This window comes from Rhodococcus sp. FH8, assembly GCF_019266085.1.
Classification (GTDB): Bacteria; Actinomycetota; Actinomycetes; order Mycobacteriales; family Mycobacteriaceae; genus Rhodococcus_F; species Rhodococcus_F qingshengii.
The window spans coordinates 351,432-371,525 of record NZ_LPNQ01000077.1 but is presented as its reverse complement, the minus strand read 5'-3'; the positions used below and the strand labels follow the sequence as shown (position 1 = coordinate 371,525).

At 62.2% G+C, this 20,094-nt stretch carries 9 protein-coding genes; 2 read left to right on the top strand and 7 right to left on the bottom strand.

The features are described from left to right. Positions 1 to 34: 34 nt before the first annotated feature. Together ATN38_RS23420 and ATN38_RS23415 are read left to right on the top strand one after the other, a co-directional pair. Positions 35 to 1,438 carry an FAD-binding oxidoreductase gene (locus tag ATN38_RS23420; RefSeq protein ID WP_042447764.1) on the top strand — a complete coding sequence of 468 codons (1,404 nt, stop codon included), beginning with the start codon at positions 35 to 37 and terminating at the stop codon, positions 1,436 to 1,438. Beyond that, positions 1,435 to 2,736, top strand: a complete 1,302-nt coding sequence (locus ATN38_RS23415; protein ID WP_218748753.1) for a class I SAM-dependent methyltransferase — start codon at positions 1,435 to 1,437, stop codon at positions 2,734 to 2,736. The genes ATN38_RS23420 and ATN38_RS23415 overlap by 4 nt, the downstream gene beginning before the upstream one ends. A 36-nt stretch (positions 2,737 to 2,772) precedes the next feature. Here the strand turns inward: ATN38_RS23415 and ATN38_RS23410 are convergent, their stop codons facing one another. The 7 genes from ATN38_RS23410 to ATN38_RS23380 form a co-directional block, all read right to left on the bottom strand. Then, positions 2,773 to 3,810 (bottom strand): type IV toxin-antitoxin system AbiEi family antitoxin domain-containing protein, encoded by a 1,038-nt coding sequence (locus tag ATN38_RS23410; protein ID WP_047271575.1) that lies wholly within the window; start codon positions 3,808 to 3,810, stop codon positions 2,773 to 2,775. Between the two features lie 140 nt (positions 3,811 to 3,950). After that, positions 3,951 to 6,092, bottom strand: coding sequence for a 3-hydroxyacyl-CoA dehydrogenase NAD-binding domain-containing protein (locus tag ATN38_RS23405; RefSeq protein ID WP_003943799.1), 2,142 nt, complete (start codon positions 6,090 to 6,092; stop codon positions 3,951 to 3,953). A 45-nt stretch (positions 6,093 to 6,137) separates the two neighbouring features. Beyond that, positions 6,138 to 7,352: an acetyl-CoA C-acetyltransferase gene (locus tag ATN38_RS23400; RefSeq protein ID WP_007731553.1), complete on the bottom strand. Its 1,215-nt coding sequence runs from the start codon at positions 7,350 to 7,352 to the stop codon at positions 6,138 to 6,140. A 222-nt stretch (positions 7,353 to 7,574) separates the two neighbouring features. Next, on the bottom strand, positions 7,575 to 9,386 hold the full coding sequence (locus ATN38_RS23395; RefSeq protein ID WP_042447759.1) for a multicopper oxidase family protein: 1,812 nt from the start codon (positions 9,384 to 9,386) through the stop codon (positions 7,575 to 7,577). An 88-nt stretch (positions 9,387 to 9,474) separates the two neighbouring features. Then, positions 9,475 to 11,031: a hypothetical protein gene (locus ATN38_RS23390; protein WP_042447756.1), complete on the bottom strand. Its 1,557-nt coding sequence runs from the start codon at positions 11,029 to 11,031 to the stop codon at positions 9,475 to 9,477. Beyond that, the gene (locus ATN38_RS23385; RefSeq protein WP_042447754.1) at positions 11,028 to 17,138 is read right to left on the bottom strand and encodes a type I polyketide synthase; all 6,111 of its coding nucleotides are present in this window, start codon (positions 17,136 to 17,138) and stop codon (positions 11,028 to 11,030) included. The genes ATN38_RS23390 and ATN38_RS23385 overlap by 4 nt, the downstream gene beginning before the upstream one ends. A 677-nt stretch (positions 17,139 to 17,815) precedes the next feature. Continuing rightward, positions 17,816 to 20,035, bottom strand: a complete 2,220-nt coding sequence (locus ATN38_RS23380) for a DNA polymerase III subunit gamma and tau (protein ID WP_042447751.1) — start codon at positions 20,033 to 20,035, stop codon at positions 17,816 to 17,818. Positions 20,036 to 20,094: the final 59 nt, after the last annotated feature.

Sequence of the window (20,094 nt, the reverse complement as noted above, 5' to 3'; positions counted from 1 at the left end):
AAAGCAAGGCCCGGGTTCCGATGCTGCGCGTGAAATGGGGTTCGAGCAGCACAGAGAAGGCGTCGAACGCCTACTCGCGTCATACCGCGCCATTCCCGCCGATGCTTCTGTACGCCTGGCAAAGAAGACATCCAATCTGTTCCGCGCTCGCGCCAAGACGTCGGCCCCCGGCCTCGACGTCAGCGGTCTGGCAGGTGTCATCGCCGTCGATGCGCAGGCGCGCACAGCCGACGTCGCCGGCATGTGCACGTACGAGGACCTCGTCGACGCGACGCTGCCCTACGGGCTGGCGCCCCTGGTCGTGCCTCAACTCAAGACCATCACCCTGGGCGGTGCGGTGACCGGCCTGGGCATCGAGTCCACCTCGTTCCGCAACGGCCTGCCGCACGAGTCGGTACTCGAAATCGACGTACTGACCGGAAGCGGCGAGATCATCACCGCAACACCGGACGGCGAACACGCCGAACTGTTCTTCGGTTTCCCCAATTCCTACGGCACCCTTGGCTATTCGACGCGATTGAAGATCGCACTCGAACCCGTCAAGAAGTACGTCGCCTTGCGCCACGTGCGCTTCGATTCGTTGAAGAAACTCGAAGAAACGATGGATCGCATCGTCACCGAGCGCGAGTACGACGGGATCGCCGTCGACTATCTCGACGGGGTGGTCTTCACCGATTCCGAGAGCTACCTCACACTCGGCGCGCAAACCGACGAGGAAGGCCCGGTCAGCGATTACACCGACCAGGACATCTTCTACCGGTCGATCCAGCATTCGTCACTCACCCAGCCCAAGACGGATCGCTTGACCATTCGCGACTACCTGTGGCGCTGGGACACCGACTGGTTCTGGTGCTCACGAGCTTTCGGTGCACAGAACCCGAAGATCCGGCGCTTCTGGCCCAAGCAGTACCTGCGCAGCAGCTTCTACTGGAAGCTGATCGCCCTCGACCACAAGTACGACATCGGAGATCGCCTCGAAAAGCGCAAGGGCAAGCCCCCGCGCGAACGCGTCGTCCAGGACGTCGAGGTACCCATCGAACGAACCGCGGACTTCGTCTCGTGGTTCCTCGAGGAAATCCCGATCGAACCACTGTGGTTGTGCCCGTTGCGTCTTCGCGAGCCAAGCCCTGCCGCCGCTTCTGCATCACGGCCGTGGCCCCTCTACCCCCTCGAACCCAAGCGCACCTACGTCAACATCGGCTTCTGGTCTTCGGTGCCGATCGTTCCCGGTGAGCGCGAGGGGGCAGCAAATCGACTGATCGAAGAAAAGGTCAGCGATTTCGACGGACACAAATCGCTCTACTCCGACTCCTACTACTCGAAGGAAGACTTCGAGGAGCTGTACTACGGCGGCGACCGGTACATCGGACTCAAGGAACGCTACGACCCGAAATCCCGTTTATTGGATCTATTCTCTAAGGCGGTGCAACGTAAATGACCACGTTCAAAGACTCCAAAAGCCAGGACAAGCTCTCTATTGCCGAGATTCTCGAGACGCTTTCCGACGGCATGCTGCCGCTTCGATTCACCGCGTACGACGGCAGCACCGCCGGCCCCGAAGATGCCGACTACGGACTGCACCTCAAGTCGACTCGCGGAACCACTTATCTCGCAACAGCTCCCGGCGACCTCGGCATGGCCCGCGCGTACGTCTCCGGCGATCTCGAAGCCGAGGGTGTCCACCCCGGTGATCCGTACGAGATCCTGCGCATCATGGGTGACGAACTCCACCTCAAGCGCCCGTCCGCACTGACGCTCGCCAGCATCACGCGCTCCCTGGGCTGGGATCTGTTGCGGCCCATCGCCCCGCCGCCCCAGGAACATCTCCCTCGCTGGCGTCGCGTCGCAGAAGGACTGCGTCACTCCAAGACTCGTGACGCCGAAGTCATCCATCACCACTACGACGTCTCCAACACCTTCTACGAGTACGTCCTCGGCCCGTCCATGACGTACACCTGTGCCGCTTACGACAATGCGGAACAGACGCTCGAAGAAGCCCAGGAGAACAAGTACCGCCTGGTGTTCGAGAAGCTCGGACTCCAGAAGGGTGATCGACTTCTCGACATCGGCTGCGGCTGGGGCTCGATGGTCCGCTACGCGGCCAGGCGCGGCGTCAAGGTGATCGGCGTGACTCTCTCTCGCGAGCAAGCGGATTGGGCACAGAAGGCCATCGAGGACGAGGGCCTCGCCGATCTCGCCCAGGTCCGTTTCTCCGACTACCGCGACGTGGCCGAGACCGGATTCGACGCAGTGTCCTCCATCGGCCTGACCGAGCACATCGGCGTCGGAAACTACCCGGCGTACTTCGAGTTCCTCGAGGGCAAGCTGCGTGAGGGTGGGCGTCTGCTCAACCACTGCATCACCCGTCCGGACAACCGAAGCAGCGCCAAGGCAGGCGGATTCATCGACCGGTACGTCTTCCCCGACGGGGAGCTCACCGGTTCGGGTCGCATCATCTCCGAAATCCAGAACGTCGGCCTCGAGGTGCGTCACGAAGAGAACCTTCGCGAGCATTACGCACTGACGCTCGCCGGATGGTGCCAGAATCTCGTCGACAACTGGGACGCGTGCGTCGCCGAGGTCGGCGAAGGAACCGCCCGCGTCTGGGGCCTGTACATGGCCGGCTCACGACTCGGGTTCGAGCGCAATGTCGTTCAGCTGCACCAGGTTCTGGCCGTGAAGCTCGGCCCCAAGGGTGAGGCGCATGTGCCGCTTCGCCCGTGGTGGAAGGCCTAGGGGCAAAGCCCCTGTGCGCCTTTTTGGTAGTCGGCACTACCAAAAAGGCGCACAGGTGCCGCAGGCACCCGACTGCGTCCTCACCCAACCTCCCCGCCGCAAGACCGTCTCCACCTCGTGCGCAACCTGGCACGGGGTCTTCACCACCTCGTCGAATCCGTAGACCAACCGCGGACGACCTGCCAGCTCTGCCGCATTGTCACGGCGGCGATCACGAAATGCCACCTCGGCCATGGAATGCGCCCACCGACCGTCGAGACGCACGATCAGCGGCACACCGAATTCGCTGTAGTCGCAATCCTCGTACAGCGTGCGGCCGTCGACGCGGACCGGAGACTGGCGTCTGGCCGACGGCAACCCGTGCGCCTGCTCCACGTCGACCGCATAGTGGTATTCGAGCGTTGACTGCACCCCGTCTGCCAGGAGGCGTACCGCATCGGAAAGCGCACCCTTGAATCGATGTGGTGTTCGTTCGTCAATCCGACGACGCACATCGTTCAACGGAATTCGCGCATTTGTCACTGTGGTGATGAGTGAAACGTAGGCGCTTCGCGCTGTGGATTCGGCGGTCGCAAGATCAATCGCGGTATCCGCCCGCGACGTTCGAGGTATGACTGACGGCACGCCGATGTATCGGTGGGCTCGGGATCGGTGGACGACTACCCCGGGGTGAACCACGCCACCCACTCTGACAAGTGCACCCGACGTTCGCGCTGGAACTCGGCGGATTGTCGCGGACTGACAGCGAGCCGACTTGCCGTAGGGCACGGTGACATGGACTGGCTTGTCTGCGTCGATGCGACGCATTCCCCATTCCTCAGCTGCAGTGTCGTGGCTCAGAATCGCTTGCGGGCCACCATAAAGCCAAGCGGCGTTCAAGATCATTTCTCTGGTGAGCGGGCCAGCGGTCACTGCATACACGCCTTGTAGAACGCGCTGCCATTCGCCGCGGTCCAGAAAGTTCCGCAGCATCCCTCGGTTGTATCCGAATGACGAGAGTTGCTGTTGCCGTACCAGACCGGATTGCGCATCGAGAATCCGGAGAAACTCGCTTCCACCATGAGACGTAGTCATGGCACCAAGCGTCAGGCCGAACTCCGACAGGACTGACGTGAAATTCGCTGTCGGAGTTCGTCTGTGGATAACTCACAAGCTGGGGATAAACCCCTGTGCGCCTTTTTGGTAGCCGTAACTACCAAAAAGGCGCACGGGGGCTATGCCCCTAGCGAAGCCGGCGGGGTGAACCGCGGGCCGTACTGCGCAGCGAGTTCCTTTGCACGAGCGACGAAGCCGGCCGTGCCGCCCTCGTAACCGACGATGAACTGGTGAACGCCACCGGTCCAGGCCGGGAATCCGATGCCCATGATGGAGCCGATGTTGGCGTCCGCCGTGGTGATCAGGACGTTCTCGTCGAAGCACTTCTGCGTCTCGATCGCCTCGATGAACAGCATGCGGTCGATGAGGTCCTGGATCGGGGCGTCGGAGGTTCCGGAGTTGAAGTTCTCGCGGAGTCCGGACCACAGGCCGGTGCGCTTGCCCTCGGCGTAATCGTAGAAGCCGGCTCCACCGAGCTTGCCCTTACGATCGAACTTCTCGACGAGGGTGTTGATGACCTCGCCGGCCGGATCTGCCGGCAGTTCCTTGCCTTCGGCCTTGGCGGCGTCGGCAGATTCCTTGCGGATCTTCTGCATGAGGGTGAGGTTGAGCTCATCCGAAAGCTGAAGCGGCGCAGCCGGGTAACCGGCCTGCATACCGGCCTGCTCGATGGTGGCGGGCTCGACGCCCTCGGCGAGCATGCCGATGGCCTCGTTGATGAAGGTTCCGATGACACGCGAGGTGAAGAAGCCACGCGAGTCGTTGACCACGATCGGCGTCTTGCGGATCGCCTGGACGTAGTCGAACACGCGAGCCAGAGTCTCGTCGGAGGTCTTCTCACCGCGGATGATCTCCACCAGCGGCATCTTGTCGACGGGCGAGAAGAAGTGGATGCCGATGAAGTCTTCCTGACGCTTCACGCCGGTGGCGAGACCCGTGATGGGCAGCGTCGAGGTGTTCGAGCCCAGCAGCGCCTTGGGATCGACGATGTCCTCGATCTCCTGGAACACCTTGTGCTTGAGTTCCTGGCTCTCGAAGACTGCTTCGATGACGAAGTCGACGCCGGCGAAATCTGCCGGGTCAGCCGTCGGGGTGATCTTGGCGAGGAGTGCGTCGGACTTCTCCTGCGTGGTCTTGCCACGCGAGAGCGCCTTGGCCTCAATGCCTTCGGCGTACGCCTTGCCCTTGTTGGCAGCCTCGATGCTGACGTCCTTGAGGACGACGTCGAAGCCGGCCTTCGCGGAGACGTACGCGATGCCCGCGCCCATCATGCCTGCGCCGAGGACGCCGACCTTCTTGATGGTGGACTTCTCGATGCCTGCCGGACGTGAACCGCCGCCGTTGATCGACTGCAGGTCGAAGAAGAACGCCTGGATCATGTTCTTCGCGACGCGGCCGGTCACCAGCGAGGTGAAGTAGCGAGCCTCGATGAGCAGCGCGTTGTCGATGTCGACCTGCGAGCCTTCGACGGCTGCGGCCATGATGGCGCGCGGAGCCGGCATCGGAGCGCCCTTGAGCTGCTTACGCAGGTTCGCGGGGAACGCCGGAAGGTTGGCAGCGAATGCCGGAGTGGACGGAGTTCCGCCAGGGATCTTGTAGCCCTTGACATCCCACGGCTGAACGCCGCCTTCGGGGTTGGCCTTGATCCATGCCTTCGCAGCCGGAACCAGCTCCTCCACCGAGCCGACGACCTCGTCGATGAGACCGACTTCCTTGGCCTGAACGGGTCCACGCTGCTGCCCCTGGAGCAGGACGCCCATGAGCGCGTTCTGCAGGCCGAGCATCCGCACGGTGCGCACGACGCCGCCGCCACCGGGCAGCAGGCCGAGGGTGACCTCGGGCAGGCCGATCTTGACGCCCTTGACGTCTGCCGCGATGCGGTGGTGGGTCGCGAGAGCGATCTCGAGACCGCCGCCGAGCGCCGCGCCGTTGATGGCGGCGACGACCGGCTTGCCGAGAGTTTCGAGACGACGCAGGTCTGCCTTGATCTCGACGCTGTGGTTGTAGATCTCCTCGGCCTGCTCGGGGCCGACCTTGATCATGTTCTTGAGGTCGCCACCGGCGAAGAAGGTCTTCTTGCCGGAAGTGATGACGGCACCGGTGATGGAGTCCTTCTCGGCGACCAGACGGTCGACGGTGGCCTTCATCGACGCGATGTACGCGTCGTTCATGGTGTTTGCGCCCTGGTTGGGATCATTGATGGTGAGCACGACGATGCCGTCGGCGTCCTGGTCCCAGTTGATGATGTTCTGATCAGTCACTTTGCTTGACTCCTGGTAAGCCTCGTTGGAAGGACGGACGCCGCGTCAGACGCGCTCGATGATGGTGGCAACGCCCATACCGCCGCCGATGCACAGGGTGATGAGGGCGCGCTTGCCGCCACGACGCTCGAGCTCGTCGACCATCGTTCCGGTGATCATCGCGCCGGTTGCACCGAGCGGGTGACCCATGGCGATCGCGCCACCGTTGACGTTGAGCTTCTCGTCCGGGATGTTCAGGTCCTTCTGGAACTTCAGGACGACGGAAGCGAATGCCTCGTTGATCTCGAAGAGGTCGATGTCGTCGACTGTCAGGCCGGCAGCTGCCAGAACCTTCTTCGACGCCGGCGTCGGGCCGGTGAGCATGATGGTGGAGTCGGCGCCGCTGGTGGCGGTGGCGACGACGCGAGCGCGCGGCGTCAGACCCATGTCCTTGCCGGCCTGCTCGCTACCGACGAGCACGAGGGCAGCGCCGTCGACGATTCCCGAGCTGTTGCCGCCGTGGTGAACGTGGTTGATCTTCTCGACCCAGTGGTACTTCTGCAGCGACACGGCGTCGAATCCGCCGATTTCACCGATCACACCGAACGCGGGAGCCAAGCCGGCGAGGTTCTCTGCCGTGGTGCCCGGACGCATGTGCTCGTCGTTGTCGAGGATGGTGATGCCGTTGATGTCCTTGACCGGCACTACCGACTTGGCGAAGTATCCGCCGGTCCACGCCTTGGCGGCGAGGTCCTGCGAGCGCACGGCGTATGCGTCGACGTCGTCACGCGAGAAGCCCTCGATGGTGGCGATGAGGTCTGCGCCGACGCCCTGCGGCACGAAGTAGTTGTCGTAGTTGGTGGCGGGGTCGAGTGCCCACGGTCCACCGTCGGATCCCATCGGAACGCGGGACATCGACTCGACGCCACCGGCAATCACCAGTTCGTCCCAGCCGGACCGAACCTTCTGAGCAGCCATGTTCACGGCCTCGAGGCCGGAAGCGCAGAAACGGTTGAGCTGAACGCCACCGACGGTGTCGGGCAGTCCCGCATCGTTGACTGCAACGCGGGCGATGTCCATTCCCTGATCGCCAACGGGGGTGACGACGCCCAGGATGAGGTCGGAGATCCGGTCCTCGTCGAGGTCGGGAAAGCGCACGCGCAGTTCCTGGATCAGACCCGTGACCAGCGAGATCGGCTTGACCGAGTGCAACGACCCGGTCTTCTTGCCGCGGCCTCGCGGGGTACGGATGGCTTCATAAATGAATGCCTCTGTGGTCACTGTGAGGTGTTCCTTCCGTGTAATTCGTCGAACCGGTCTGCAGATCGTCCGCGCCACCTTCGGTGGTGGCGCATGGCCGAGGTACAGACCTCAGCGCTTTCACTGTAGAACGTGTTCCAAATTCATGGGAAGGACCGAAGCGATCCTGCTAGGTGACCGAGGTGATCAGGTGCGCGAACGCCTGCCCGCTTCGGTTCATTTCGGGTGCGCCCCCGGAAGCACTCACGGCACGATGCGATACGGCAACATCATGTCGTGATCTTCGTGATCGAGTAGATGGCAATGCCACACGTATCCCTGGAGTCGACCAGAATCAGCCATATCGTGGCGCCCACCGCCCGTCATCCCACTACCCGTCATCACACCGCTCGGAAGACGATCGAACATCGCGTCGGGATCGAAACCCAGCTCATCCGCGGTGGGGAATCGCACGATGATCCGGGTGACAGTGCCGCCGTCCACCCTGACGGTGTCCTTCATCCCCGCTTCCCACGGCGCCGGCGCGATCATCGGCCCCGCCTCGAACCCGTCGGGCGACGGAGTCCACTTGTTGCCGATCACCGGCTGCGGATGGCGGATCAAGTACTCCAGCGTCCGCATCGGTGTTCTGCCGAGAATCCGGAAATTCACCAAGTGCAGGTGTATCGGATGCGGGTCCGGCGTGGTGTTGACGATGTTCCACTGCTCGACGGTGCCTTGCCGCGGCCTCTCGACGTCCGTGGTGCTGAACGTCAGGTTGTTCAACGTCATCTGAGCCGGTGGATTCCGCAGTTCCAGTTGCTGGCTCACCGTCACCGTGCGAATTACCGTCGGCTGCTCCAACGGGGCGAGAACGTCACGTTGCCGGCGCCCACCGCGCAGTTGCGACGGAACACCACCGGTGAATCCGCGCCTGGCGTCACCGCGGAACCGGCAGAACAGCGGCATAGTCACTTCACCGATGACAGCGGCGGGTAGCGGGGGCGCCTCGTCGTTGCGAAGCTCCACCGTCGAACCCTCCGACAGTCCGGTGAAATCGACGAGGAGGTCGTACCGCTCCCCCGGTGCGCAGCGGAAGGCATTGACCGCGACGGGTGCGTCGAGCATTCCGGCGTCGTTGCCGATGACCCAGAACGTCATCATGTTCGAGAAGTGAAGATTCCACACACTTGCCGACGCCGCATTGACGATGCGGAAGCGGTAAAGGCCCCGAGCCACAGACAGTTCCGGCCACACCTTGCCGTTGACCAAGCCGACGTCGCCCACCGCGCCGCCTTCCCACGATCCTTCCGGGATCAAGATGGTGGATCGGCCGTTCTGGGCGCCTGTCGGCGTGAAGATCTTCTCCTGCAGGATCAACGGGATCTCGAATTCCTCGGCCGGCAACCCCAATGGATTTCCCAGTTCGCCGGTGTCGAATTCATCCCTGATCAGATAGTTGCCGATCAGACCGGCGTAGACGTTGAGCCGGGTGATGCCCATCGCGTGATCGTGATACCAGAGGTGGGCGGCTTCCTGACCGTGCAAAAAGTGATGCATCGCAGCCTGTCCCGGCATCACCAGCAGTTCCGGGTGGCCGTCGCTCTCAGGTGAAGTGACTCCACCGTGCAAGTGCAACGACGTCGGCGGGTGCGCACGAAAGTCGGCCTGCATTCCGTGCAGCGTCATATCCATGTCCGCTGCCAACGGATGTCCGGTCAGATCGTTCTCGAACGTCAACATGATCGGCTCGCCGGAATGCGCCTCGACGGTAGGGCCCAGATAACCGCCACCGATCTCTCCGCTGCGGTACGACAGTGCTGGGGACGAGGGAAAATCCCGATGAAAGGCATGTTGCCCCACTTGCGCTGTCAGTGTGATCTCGTTTCCGGAAAGCGTTGACAACGAAGGTATTTCGTCACAAAACGGCTCGAACTCCGGCGAATGAAAAATCAACGGAGACTCGATATCCACACTCCCCGCCGGAGCAGCACCTGCCTTTGCGCCCAAAGCAACAGCCGCTGTGCCGACTACCGACCCTTTCAGAACCGATCTTCTGGAAACCCCGATACCCATACATGCCCCTCCCCATCGAAACGGGTTGCGTTCTCCGGCAAGGAAAACGCAACCCGTCTCTCCACTTCGATCTCGGAAAATCCCCCGTCTACTTTCCGTCGATCGCCTCCAGCACCGAATCGATCAGCGACTGTGGAAGTTTCGACGGCGGAGAGATTTCCAGTTCTCCCGGAGCGCCCGGCATCGTCCAGACAGTTCTGTGCCGAGCGATCGCGAGCTTCTCCCGTGATCCGTCCTCATTGACCTTGAAGTACTCGAACTCGAGGTCGATCCCCCTCTCGTAGAGGGCAGACAGGGACATCGTGACCAGGACGTCGTCGAACGGCATGACCTCGCGCAGATGCTCAACCCTGGTGTGCACACAACGAAGTTCCCCGAGGGCGCCTCTGGCCGCCATGGCCTCACGCTGAGAACGGACCAGGAACTTGTCCCGAACCCTCGACTGCCAGATGTAATAGTTGCCGAAGTAGATGTTGCCCACGACGTTTCCGTCCTGCATCGTCGTCGAGAACACCTCGGATTCGAGCAGGTACGGATTGCGCGGCACCATCGGAGCCGAGCGGATCACGGAACCACGATCGACGTTCTTCGGTTCGGTGGGAACAGCGATGTTCTTCGTCCCCGTCGGAATCGTCATCGGCTCGATGAAATCGTGGAAGTACTGCGGCATCGGCCGTGCCGCCACCACACCGTGGGAGAGGATTTCCACCCACGTCGTCTGCATCGCACTCCACCCGATGTGAGTGCGCGTCTCGCCGTCGACCCGGCACCATTCGACATGCAGATTGGTGGTTGCCCGATCCGGACCGGTGAGCTCGGTGATCCAGATCGTCCCCTCGACAATGTCGTCGGTGTACAGGTTCGCATCGATGAACACCTCGGAGTTGTTGGTCACCATGCCCCAACGACCCGTCGCCATGTCCTCCACGATCTGCTTCGAGATCGGTCCGGTTCCCCTCTCTCGCAAAGCGCCCAACCACAGCGCGAAGCTCGCGAACCCCACTGATCCACCGACGTTGCACGCGTCCCGGAACCCGACGGGGAACCGGATCGACACCGCCGGATAGCCGCTCCGGGCCACCACATGCACGTCGGAGCCGTAGGCCATCGGATCGAACTGCGCGAGAGACTTCGCTGACAACGGTCCGGAGTCGAACTGCGGTGCCGGGTCCTGCGCCGGTTCCTCCGCATCCTCCTCATGAGTCACAAACGCGAGAATCCGCTCCTCGTTGTCCGTCAACAGAGCTGGAAAAGTCAGAACCACCACGCTTCCGTCTGCGCCGCCGCGGAAGGTCACTGCGTCGTCCTCCCTGGCGCCCATCGCCAGAGAAACCGACATCTGCCCCGTGGCCTTTCGGATCGCCTCGGCCGCCGCCCACAGCCTGGTTCCCGCACGATCGAGTGATTCGCCGCCTGCGATCAACTCGTCGAGCAGCGGAATCCGCGCCGAACCCAGAAGCGCCTTCCACTGCACGGCGGTTCGGGAGCGAATCGGTTCGATGTCACACCCCTGAGGCCAGTCGCCGGCCGAACTGAGTGACTTGCTGCCGTCGTGCGAGAGCGAGACATCCACAGAGGGCGGAATATCACCGACGACGACGGGCTTTCCGGTTTCCTGCCATTCGATGGCAAAGGCATTACTCATTTGATCACCACATCCTCATCGAGATGAATGTTCACGGCCGCCTCGGCGATCGGTTTCTCCTGCTCGTGGCGTTCCGACTTGGTCAACTCGTGAATCCCCGGGGTATGCGCGACCACAACCCGCGGGCTCTTCACTCCCAACGCCCGGCTGTGTTGCGCGAGCTTGTCGAGAATGATCTGTGCGTCGCGCGCAGTCGGATCCGCGATTTCCTCAGCCGTAGGACGGCTTTCGTCGTGGGAGAGAATCTGGGAGCGATATCCCTCGAGCTGCATCACCACTCGTCCGTCCTTCACCACCGCCACGTCGGCTTGCATGTGGGTCTCTGTCTGCACCTTGTCGTAGGCGTACGCGGTGAACGAACGAGCCTCGAATCGTCCGTCGTACATGTCGATTCGCGCAATGTTGACCGGAAGGCAGATCTCCCGCGGAACCATGATCTGACCCGATTGGAGCAGGGAATCGAGGAAGTAGGGATCACCGAGGAGGTGCTGCTTACGGTCGGCTCGCGAAATAGCGCTGAAGAGAATGTGCTCGGAATCGAGGCTCGAGATCTCTTCGAGTCGGCGGAAATCGCCCTCCTGGAACAGCAACCACGAGTAGAGATCGTCCAACGGATCGATGTCGAGCACCGGTCGCGGCAACTCCTTCTCGAACTCCGGCAGTGTTTCGTCCAGCCCGAAGATGAAGTCGGCCGAGAAATGGGGCCGTCCGTACCCGGTCCGTTCGGTGCCGATCGTGACATGCACCCGCGTTCCTGCAGCATCACGATCCTGCTCCACGACGCTTGCCTTGATCTCGACTCTGGTGCCCTCGACCGTGTCGACGACGATCGGTCGATCCAGCTTGATGTCGTCGATGCGGACGCGGCCCAGAGTCACGCGTCCGGTGACATAGGCCGCCGCCTGCGACATCGCCTCGAGCCCGAACACCGTCGGAAGCAGCGCCGATCCCTTCCAGACATGATCGAGGACAAAGGGATCCGCCGAGGTGGACAACGTCGTCCGGGTCACCAGTTCTACCTGCGGCTCGAATGTCACCACTTGGTCGATGTAGCGCGACACCGCCGGCAGAGCCGGTGCTGCCGGCGCCCAGGTGTCGAGACCGCCGAGTCGACTGGTCACGACGATACGACTCGCCTCGGGTCCGCTGTCGACCAGGCGAAGGAAATGATCCACTCCCGCAGCCGTGGAAATCGGCATGACACCCATCTTCGCGAGGTGGTTGACACTGCCCATGCGGGCGCCCATGCCGGTCTCCCCCCACACGCTGTACGCGAGCGAGAACGTCCGAGTCTTCGGGTGCCCGGCAGCATACCGCATCACCATTTCGTCGAGAAGCTCGTTTCCGTATGCATACCAGCTGTTTCCGGGCATACCTGTGAATCCGATGATGGAGGAGAAGCCCACGAACAGCTTCAAGTCGCGATCAGCGAGCGCTTCGACGAAGTTGGCTGCGCCCAGGACCTTAGGTGCAACCTCCTTGAAAGCCGCAGCGCTGTCGACTCTCTCGAACCGCCGCGGAACATTCGCCCCCGCACCGTGGACAAACCCGGTGATCGGCCCAACCTCGACCTCGATCTGGGCGACGACGCCGGCCACCGCCGCAGCATCCGTGACGTTGCAGCGATAGTAGTGAGCGCTCAAACCGGCAGACGTGAAGTCCGCAAGAGTGGAAGCGATTTCGTCACCCGCTTGTCGCTGAGAGCTTCCGATCAGCACTAGTTCGGCGCCTGTCTTTCGGCCGAGAGCCAGAGCGCATTGCGCCATGATGCCTTTCGCGCCACCGGTCACGACCACTACATCCGAACTCCCCAACCCGCTCTCGCGGACGGTGTAGTCGCTCGAGGCGAGAACCCGCGGTTGCAGTGCCGTGCGTCCCATCTCGGTGTCGTAAGTCGCGAACACATAGGGTGCAACCGAATCCAACTCGGAGACGACGGTGGTTGCCACCACCGCGTCCGCAGTCGAGCCGTCGAATCCTATGACGCGGACATCCAGTTCGGGGCGCTCGTGATGCACCGAAGCGGCAAAAGCCGCCGCACTCGGTACCGGCGCCGGATTGCCCAACTCGACATCGGTGAACTGAATCACTGCCAATGTGGTTCGTGCGCCTCCACTTTGCTGCGCCGGAACCATCTTGTGCATGTGTTCGATCCCACGGCGCAAGCCGATTTCGGTGACGGAATCATCGGTCACACGCGGCATTACGGCAACCACGTGCTGTGCATTCGCAGGAGCGCCGTCGGAGAATGTGCGAATGTGGACCTGAGCACCACGCCCTCGCAGTTCGGATTCCAACCTTCCGACCAAACCGGCGTCGTCACCGATGACGACAAACGTCGTGTCCGTGAGGTCTCGGACTCCGTGCAACGCTGTCTCGCTCCGAACCTTTTCCAGGGTGTAATCGCGAACCCAGGTGAAGCTGTCGGCTGATAGACCCTTTGCCTTCACCGGCAGCGCCCGCGCAACCGGCTGCTGCTGCCCCGACTTCTCTTTCGCGGATCGATCGAGCACTTCGATCAGTTCACCCAGGCTGACGTTGACGAGTTCGGCCGGATCCAGATCACCCTGAACACCCAATCGCGTTGCCACAGTTGCTATCGCATCGGCAGCCTTGATCGAGTCCATGTTCAGGTCGTCGAGCAGGTGGAGATCCACATCGAGAGACTCCACCGGAAATCCGGTGTCCTCCGCGATTACCTCGAGCAGTATTCGCGACACGTCCGACTGCACCGAACTCGCTGCTGGAACGGCAGAACCGAGATTCGGTGATGCCGCAAGGATCAGCGATGCTGCTTCTCCGATCGTGGCATTGGCCAACTCGGCAGGGTCGAGGTCGACAACCTCGAACTGATGCGCAACCTTCGAAATAGCCTCTGCCGCACTGATCGAGTCGAGATTCAGATCATCGAGCAGACGCAGATCCGTCGTGATCGACTCGGCGGGGAATCCCGTCGTATCGGCGAGGATCCTGATCAGCTCACTTTCCACGGACCCAGCGCCCGCGTCAGCCGGCTCTTCGACTACCGGAGCCGAAACCGGCGAAGGAGCTTTCGCTGCCACGGATTCGTGGCCGTTGGTGACTGCCCGCGAAGTCGGAGCAGATGGAGAAGACGGAGAAGTCGCTCCAGTGCCTACATCAGCACGAATCACGTCGACGAGGAAGGTCCCGCGTCGGCTCAGGTAATCGGCCAGCGCCGCAGCCGGATCCCCGCCGGACGTACCAAGTGCGAGCGGTTCGGGAGCAGAGGTAACCGTCAGCTTCGCCTCGGCCAGGTTCTCGATGAACACCTTCTGATCGGCAGGAACGAATTCGCGCACGAACCGGCCGTCGAAAAGTTCGTTCCATCGGACCTGAGCGCCGTGTACGTACATCGCGGCCAGTGCGACATTGAAGTCCTCGTCGCGTCCGGACTTGGACGCAACGGGGAAGCAGCGCACGCCGTCGGTCCCATTGATCGCCTTGGTGAGCCCGGTCAGCACACGGCCGGGTCCGACCTCGACGAGCAGGTCCACGTCCTGCGAGATTCCACTTACCGTCTTGACCCAGTCGACCGGTGAGACAACCTGTTTGGTGACCAATTCGCGAAGTGCCAGTGGCGTCTGTACGCGTTTCCCTTCGACGCAGGAATACACGGGGCAAGTCAGCGAATCGACTTGCTCGTCAACGGGCGCAGTGGACTTCAACTCCCGCTCGGCCTCGTTCATCATCTCGGAGTGGAAAGCATTCGACACGGCAAGCGCCTGAGCCGACACTCCGCGCGTCTTCGCGATGGCAACCACATCGTCGACCGCGTCTTTGGTGCCCGAAACCACGGTCTGTGTAGGCGTATTCAGATTCGCGACGGTCGCGTAACCCTTTGTTTCCGCGATGATCGCCTCAGCCGTCGATCGGTCGCAGGTCAGGCTCGCCATCGCGCCGTTTCCACCACCACTGACAGCCATGGCCGCACCCTTCGCCGCAGCCAAGGTGATCAGCGTCTTCTGGTCGTAAGCTCCTGCCGCGTAGAGCGCGGTCAACTCGCCGAGACTGTGGCCGGCGACAGCACTGGGTGTGACACCCAATCGGCGGAGGTACTCGAACCAGAGCAGCGAAGCCAAAGCGACGGCAGGCTGGGTGAACTGCGTCTGGGCGAGATCCCGCTTCCACTTCGCCAATTCCGCAGCGTCAGCGCTCTTGACCGGGTTCCGCAGAATTCGAGGCGTGATCGCCTCCGCTCCAACTCCCTCCAACCAGCCGTCCGCCTGGGTCGCCAGTTCGCGTGCCCACTCGAAGCGCTCGATCAGCACGCGCGCCATCTCTAGTTGTTGGGATCCCTGTCCAGGGAACAGGAATCCGATGTCGTGGTGGACGGCGTTCGAGATCGAGATCTCGTTGCTCACGACCTTCACCTGACCGGATGCAGGAGCGGAGTTCTCGCAGATCACGGCAAGCTGACGCATGCGTTCGGCCAACTGCGCGGGACGTCCGGCCACCACTGCGGCACGGAAGGGCGCGGTCGGCGAGATCACTCGAGAGAGTTTCGCCGAAAAGTCCAGCAGCTCGGCAACACTCAACGGAACCGCCAGATCTGCAACATCCCGCGCTCGGGTCGCCAAGTCCACCGCGGAATCTGCAGAAAGTACGAAAACCTCGGTGTCCTGATACGACGCCATCATCGTGCGGACGTCTTGCGAGGGTGTCAGCTTGCTGGATGGTGCATCAGCCGATTCGATCGCGACGTGGCAGTTGATACCGCCGAAACCCATGGCTTGCGCACCGGCCCGCATCTTCTCGGACGGATCTCTGATCTCGCCGTTGACGAGCGGAAAGAGTGCCGGCGCTTCGGTTCCGAACGCCGGGTTCGGGTCGGTGCAACCGGCGAGGGGCGGAAGGATTCGTTGATTGACGGCCATGGTCGCCTTGATCAGCGCAAGGATGCCCGACGCCGCCTTCGTGTGCCCGATCAGCGACTTCAGTGACGTCATGCCGATGCTACGAGCCTCGACGGGCCCGTCCGTCTGAGCGGCCTGCTGGACGCCGGCCAGTTCGACGGGGTCTCCGACGGGAGTACCAGTTCCGTGTCCTTCGACGAAGGCAACCTCGCTGGCCGCGAATCCCGCTCGCGAGTATGCGCGACGGATCATCTCGGCCTGAGTTTCGGCGCGGGGCTTGGTGATTCCACCCTTGCCATCGGTGGAGATGCCCCAGCCGCGAATCGTCGCGTACACGTAGTCGCCGTCCGCCCTGGCGTCCTCGAGTCGTTTCAAGGCCACGAATCCGCAACCTTCACCCGGGATGAATCCGCTTCGGCTTGCGTCGTACACATTCATGTCGCCACGGGTCAGTGCACCCAAACGGGCGAATCCCACCAGTTCCAAAGGATCCAAGCTGACGTCGACTCCCCCTGCCAAGACGAAGTCGGCCGCGCCGGACGCCAGCTTTTCGGCTGCAGTCGCCACCGCGAGCATTCCGGACGCGCACGCACCGTCCACGACGTACCCGCCGCCGTTGAAGTCGAGATAATTGCAGATCCGGCCGGCAATCGTATTCGACAACATGCCGGCGAGAGTGTCTTCACTCGGCTCCACCAATGGGCCCTTGTAGACCTCTTCCATCGTCTCGGCGAGAGCATCGGCGACGGAACTGTCCAACTGGCGCGCTTCGGCTGCCACAGCGAGTGCGCGCTTGACGTAAGGCCAACGCAAACGCATCGACCACATCCGGGATTCTTCTCCGGTGAGGGAGTTGCCGACGATTGCGGCGCTGCGTCCAGTGGGTACCGATCCTCGGCTGTAGCCCGCGTCGGTCAAAGCCCCGAGTGCTGTTTCCAGAGCCAACCAGTGTGTGAGATCTGTCGACTTGAAGGTCCGCTCCGGTATCCGGCGACCGACCCAGTCGAATTCGAAACCATCCATGAACGCGCCGCGATCGGCGTATGTCTTGTCGACGTCGTCAGGGCTCGCGCTCCAGTAGTCGTCGAGGGACATCCGTGACTCCGGAAACTTTCGGAATTGCATCCGACGCGCGAGGACGTTCTCCCAAAATCCTTGCAGATCATGTGCACCGGGGGACCACATGCTCATCCCGACTATCGCAATCGCAGGATTAGTTGAATCTTCAGTCATCTTACACTTCCTATTTTCGCGCGCATCCACGGGAGACTCAATCGACCGAAGACTAACCACGCTCTCATCGGTGTGTAAAACGCAGATTCACCTCAAGGCATAAACAAATAACAAAGGTCGTTCGGCGCAATGAACGTGTTTCAGCAATTTGACAGCAATCGGGAGTTAGCTGTAACTCGGAGTTACTTATTTGCTTCGTAACCGGTCATGCTCCTGCTTGAACATCCGTACCGGATCCCGGTTTCACGGCCGCCATTTTCTCGCGATCGGCAAATATTCAGTTGAATATGCACCGAAATGCCGCAATGCCGAATATGTGGCCAATTCGCCGAATGTCCCAAATTGGTCGATCCCCGCAAATCAAACATCCGACAACTATCAATCTGAACATTCGTGACACACCGAAATTTAACAGCAGCACTCGAATGCCCATCAGACAACGAGAAATTCCAGATATTCTTCGGCGACCATCGTCCGAATCGACGTTTCGTTACACCGGAACTGAGCGAACGAATGTGCCAGCAAACCAGCCACATACAATTCAGCTTTGCGAGGCCGAGCCGGCGCGCTTTTGAGACGCGCGCGCACAAAGGGAACGGCACTTATAACAATTCGATCACACAGTGGTGCAGCTGGATTCCGACAGCTGTTTCACGCACACGGACCGAGACGGCAACTCAGCTTTCGAGGCGGCGAGCTCCGAGGACGTCCTTGAGGAGTTCCTTTGCAACATCCTCGGGATCACGTCTGGCAGTCGGATCAGCGGGCTCCGCCGCCTCCGCAAACATCTCGTCCTCGTCCTCCGGCGTTGCAGGCGGAGGAGTTGCCTCGTAGTCGACCTCAGGAGCAGGGGCCGGTCCAGGGTCTTCCGGATAGTCGGGGGCCTCGGGCGGCGGAATGTCGTCCGAATCGCCGCGCTGGGGCTGCGGGGCCTTGGGCTGCTGCGCTGCGCGCTCCTGACTGGGCCGCGAGAAGCGGGGCGCAGCGGCAGGGCGGCTCGGAGCTTCCGTCGCCTTGGTTGCGCTCGATACTGTCGGCGCTGTAGGCGCACCTTCTTGATACTCGACCTGCCAAGTGCCACCGAACATTTCGGCAAGGACCTCGCAAATGACCGCCGCGTTGTGCGGTTGCGTCACACGAGCACCCAGGACCGGTGAGCCGTGAGCGATGACAACGACATGTCCACGCACGTCGTGAACCGTCGCAGCGGACAGCATGGCCGGAAGAACCTTGTTTCGTTCACCGACCTTGTTGCGCAAGGTGTTCCACGATTCACGGAGAGTCTCGACTGTGGGGCCTGCCGAGACCGGCGCAGCTTCGGCAACCGCCGGCTCGTCGAACTCGGGCTCGGGCTCGGGCTCGTAGTCGGGTTCCGGCTCGGCAAGCCCGATCAGCTCTTCCGCCTCGACAGGAGCAGTAACCGGTGGTTCAACCACAGGAGCTTCAACTATTGGAGCTTCGGCAACCGGAGCTTCAACCACCGGAGCTTCGGCAACCGGCGGTTCCACGATCTCGACAGTGGGAGTCTCGACGACGGGAACTGCCGCTACCGGAGGTTCGACGACAGGAGCCTCCACAACCGGCGGCGCCGCCGCTGGAGCAGGCGCGGCTGGTTCCGGCCGCGCCTCAGGCTCGGCCTTGCGTTGAGAGGGCCGTTGGAACTTGGAAGCAATCTCCGGTTCGAGCGGCGGCACGGTGGGTGCCGGCGTTGCTGCCGCGCGAGGAGCAGCCGCGACTCCGGCAGCCGGAATACCTTGTTCCAGGCGCTCCAGCCGCTGCAATACAGCTGACTCGGTGTCGGAGGCCGACGGCAGCAGCATTCGCGCGCACATCACTTCGAGCAGCAGCCGCGGCGCCGTCGCACCACGCATTTCGCTGAGTCCGGCATGGACAGTCTCGGCGAAGCGGGTGAGCGTGGCCGGGCCGACTCGTTGAATCTGCTCACGCATCGTGACCAGCTCCGCTTCCGGAGCGTCGACCAATCCTCGTTCGCTGGCGTCGGAAACAGCCTGCATCAAGATGAGATCACGCAGGCGCTCGAGAAGATCGAGCGCGAATCGGCGTGGATCGTGACCGGCGTCCATCACGCGATCGACAGTGCCGAACAACGCGGCCCCGTCACTGGCAGACAGGGCGTCTACTGCTTCGTCGATGAGCGCGACGTCGGTGACTCCGAGAAGAGAGAGCGCGCGCGGATACGTGACACCTTCTTCTCCTGCGCCCGCGAGCAGCTGATCGAGGACACTCAACGAGTCACGAGGGGAACCGCCGCCGGCCTTGATGACCAGTGGATACACCGCAGGCTCGACCGGTACGCCCTCCTGGGCGCAGATCTTTTCCAGGAGTCCGCGCATGGTCGACGGCGCCAACAGGCGGAACGGGTAATGGTGTGTACGCGAACGGATGGTCGGGAGAACCTTTTCCGGTTCCGTCGTCGCAAAGATGAAGATGAGGTGTTCCGGCGGCTCTTCGACGATTTTGAGCAGCGCATTGAAACCCGCCGCCGTCACCATGTGTGCCTCGTCGATGATGAAGACGCGGTAGCGAGATGCGGCGGGTGCGTGGAACGCCTTGTCTCGGAGTTCTCGGGTGTCGTCGACGCCACCGTGACTTGCGGCGTCGAGTTCCGTCACATCCAGGTTGCCTGTGCCGCCCGGGCCCAGCGAAACGCACGAGTCGCACACGTTGCACGGCGTCGACGTCGGTCCCTGCTCACAGTTCAGCGAACGCGCCAGGATTCGCGCCGACGACGTCTTTCCGCAGCCGCGCGGGCCGGAAAACAGGTAGGCATGGTTGATGCGTCCGGTGTCGAGGGCCGTGCTGAGCGGTGCGGTGACATGCTCCTGCCCCACCACCTCGGCGAAGGACGCGGGTCGATACTTCCGGTACAGGGCCACGCGCAAAGACTACCGGCGACCCACGACAGGTGGTCCGGTGCGGGTGCAACGCCGACTTC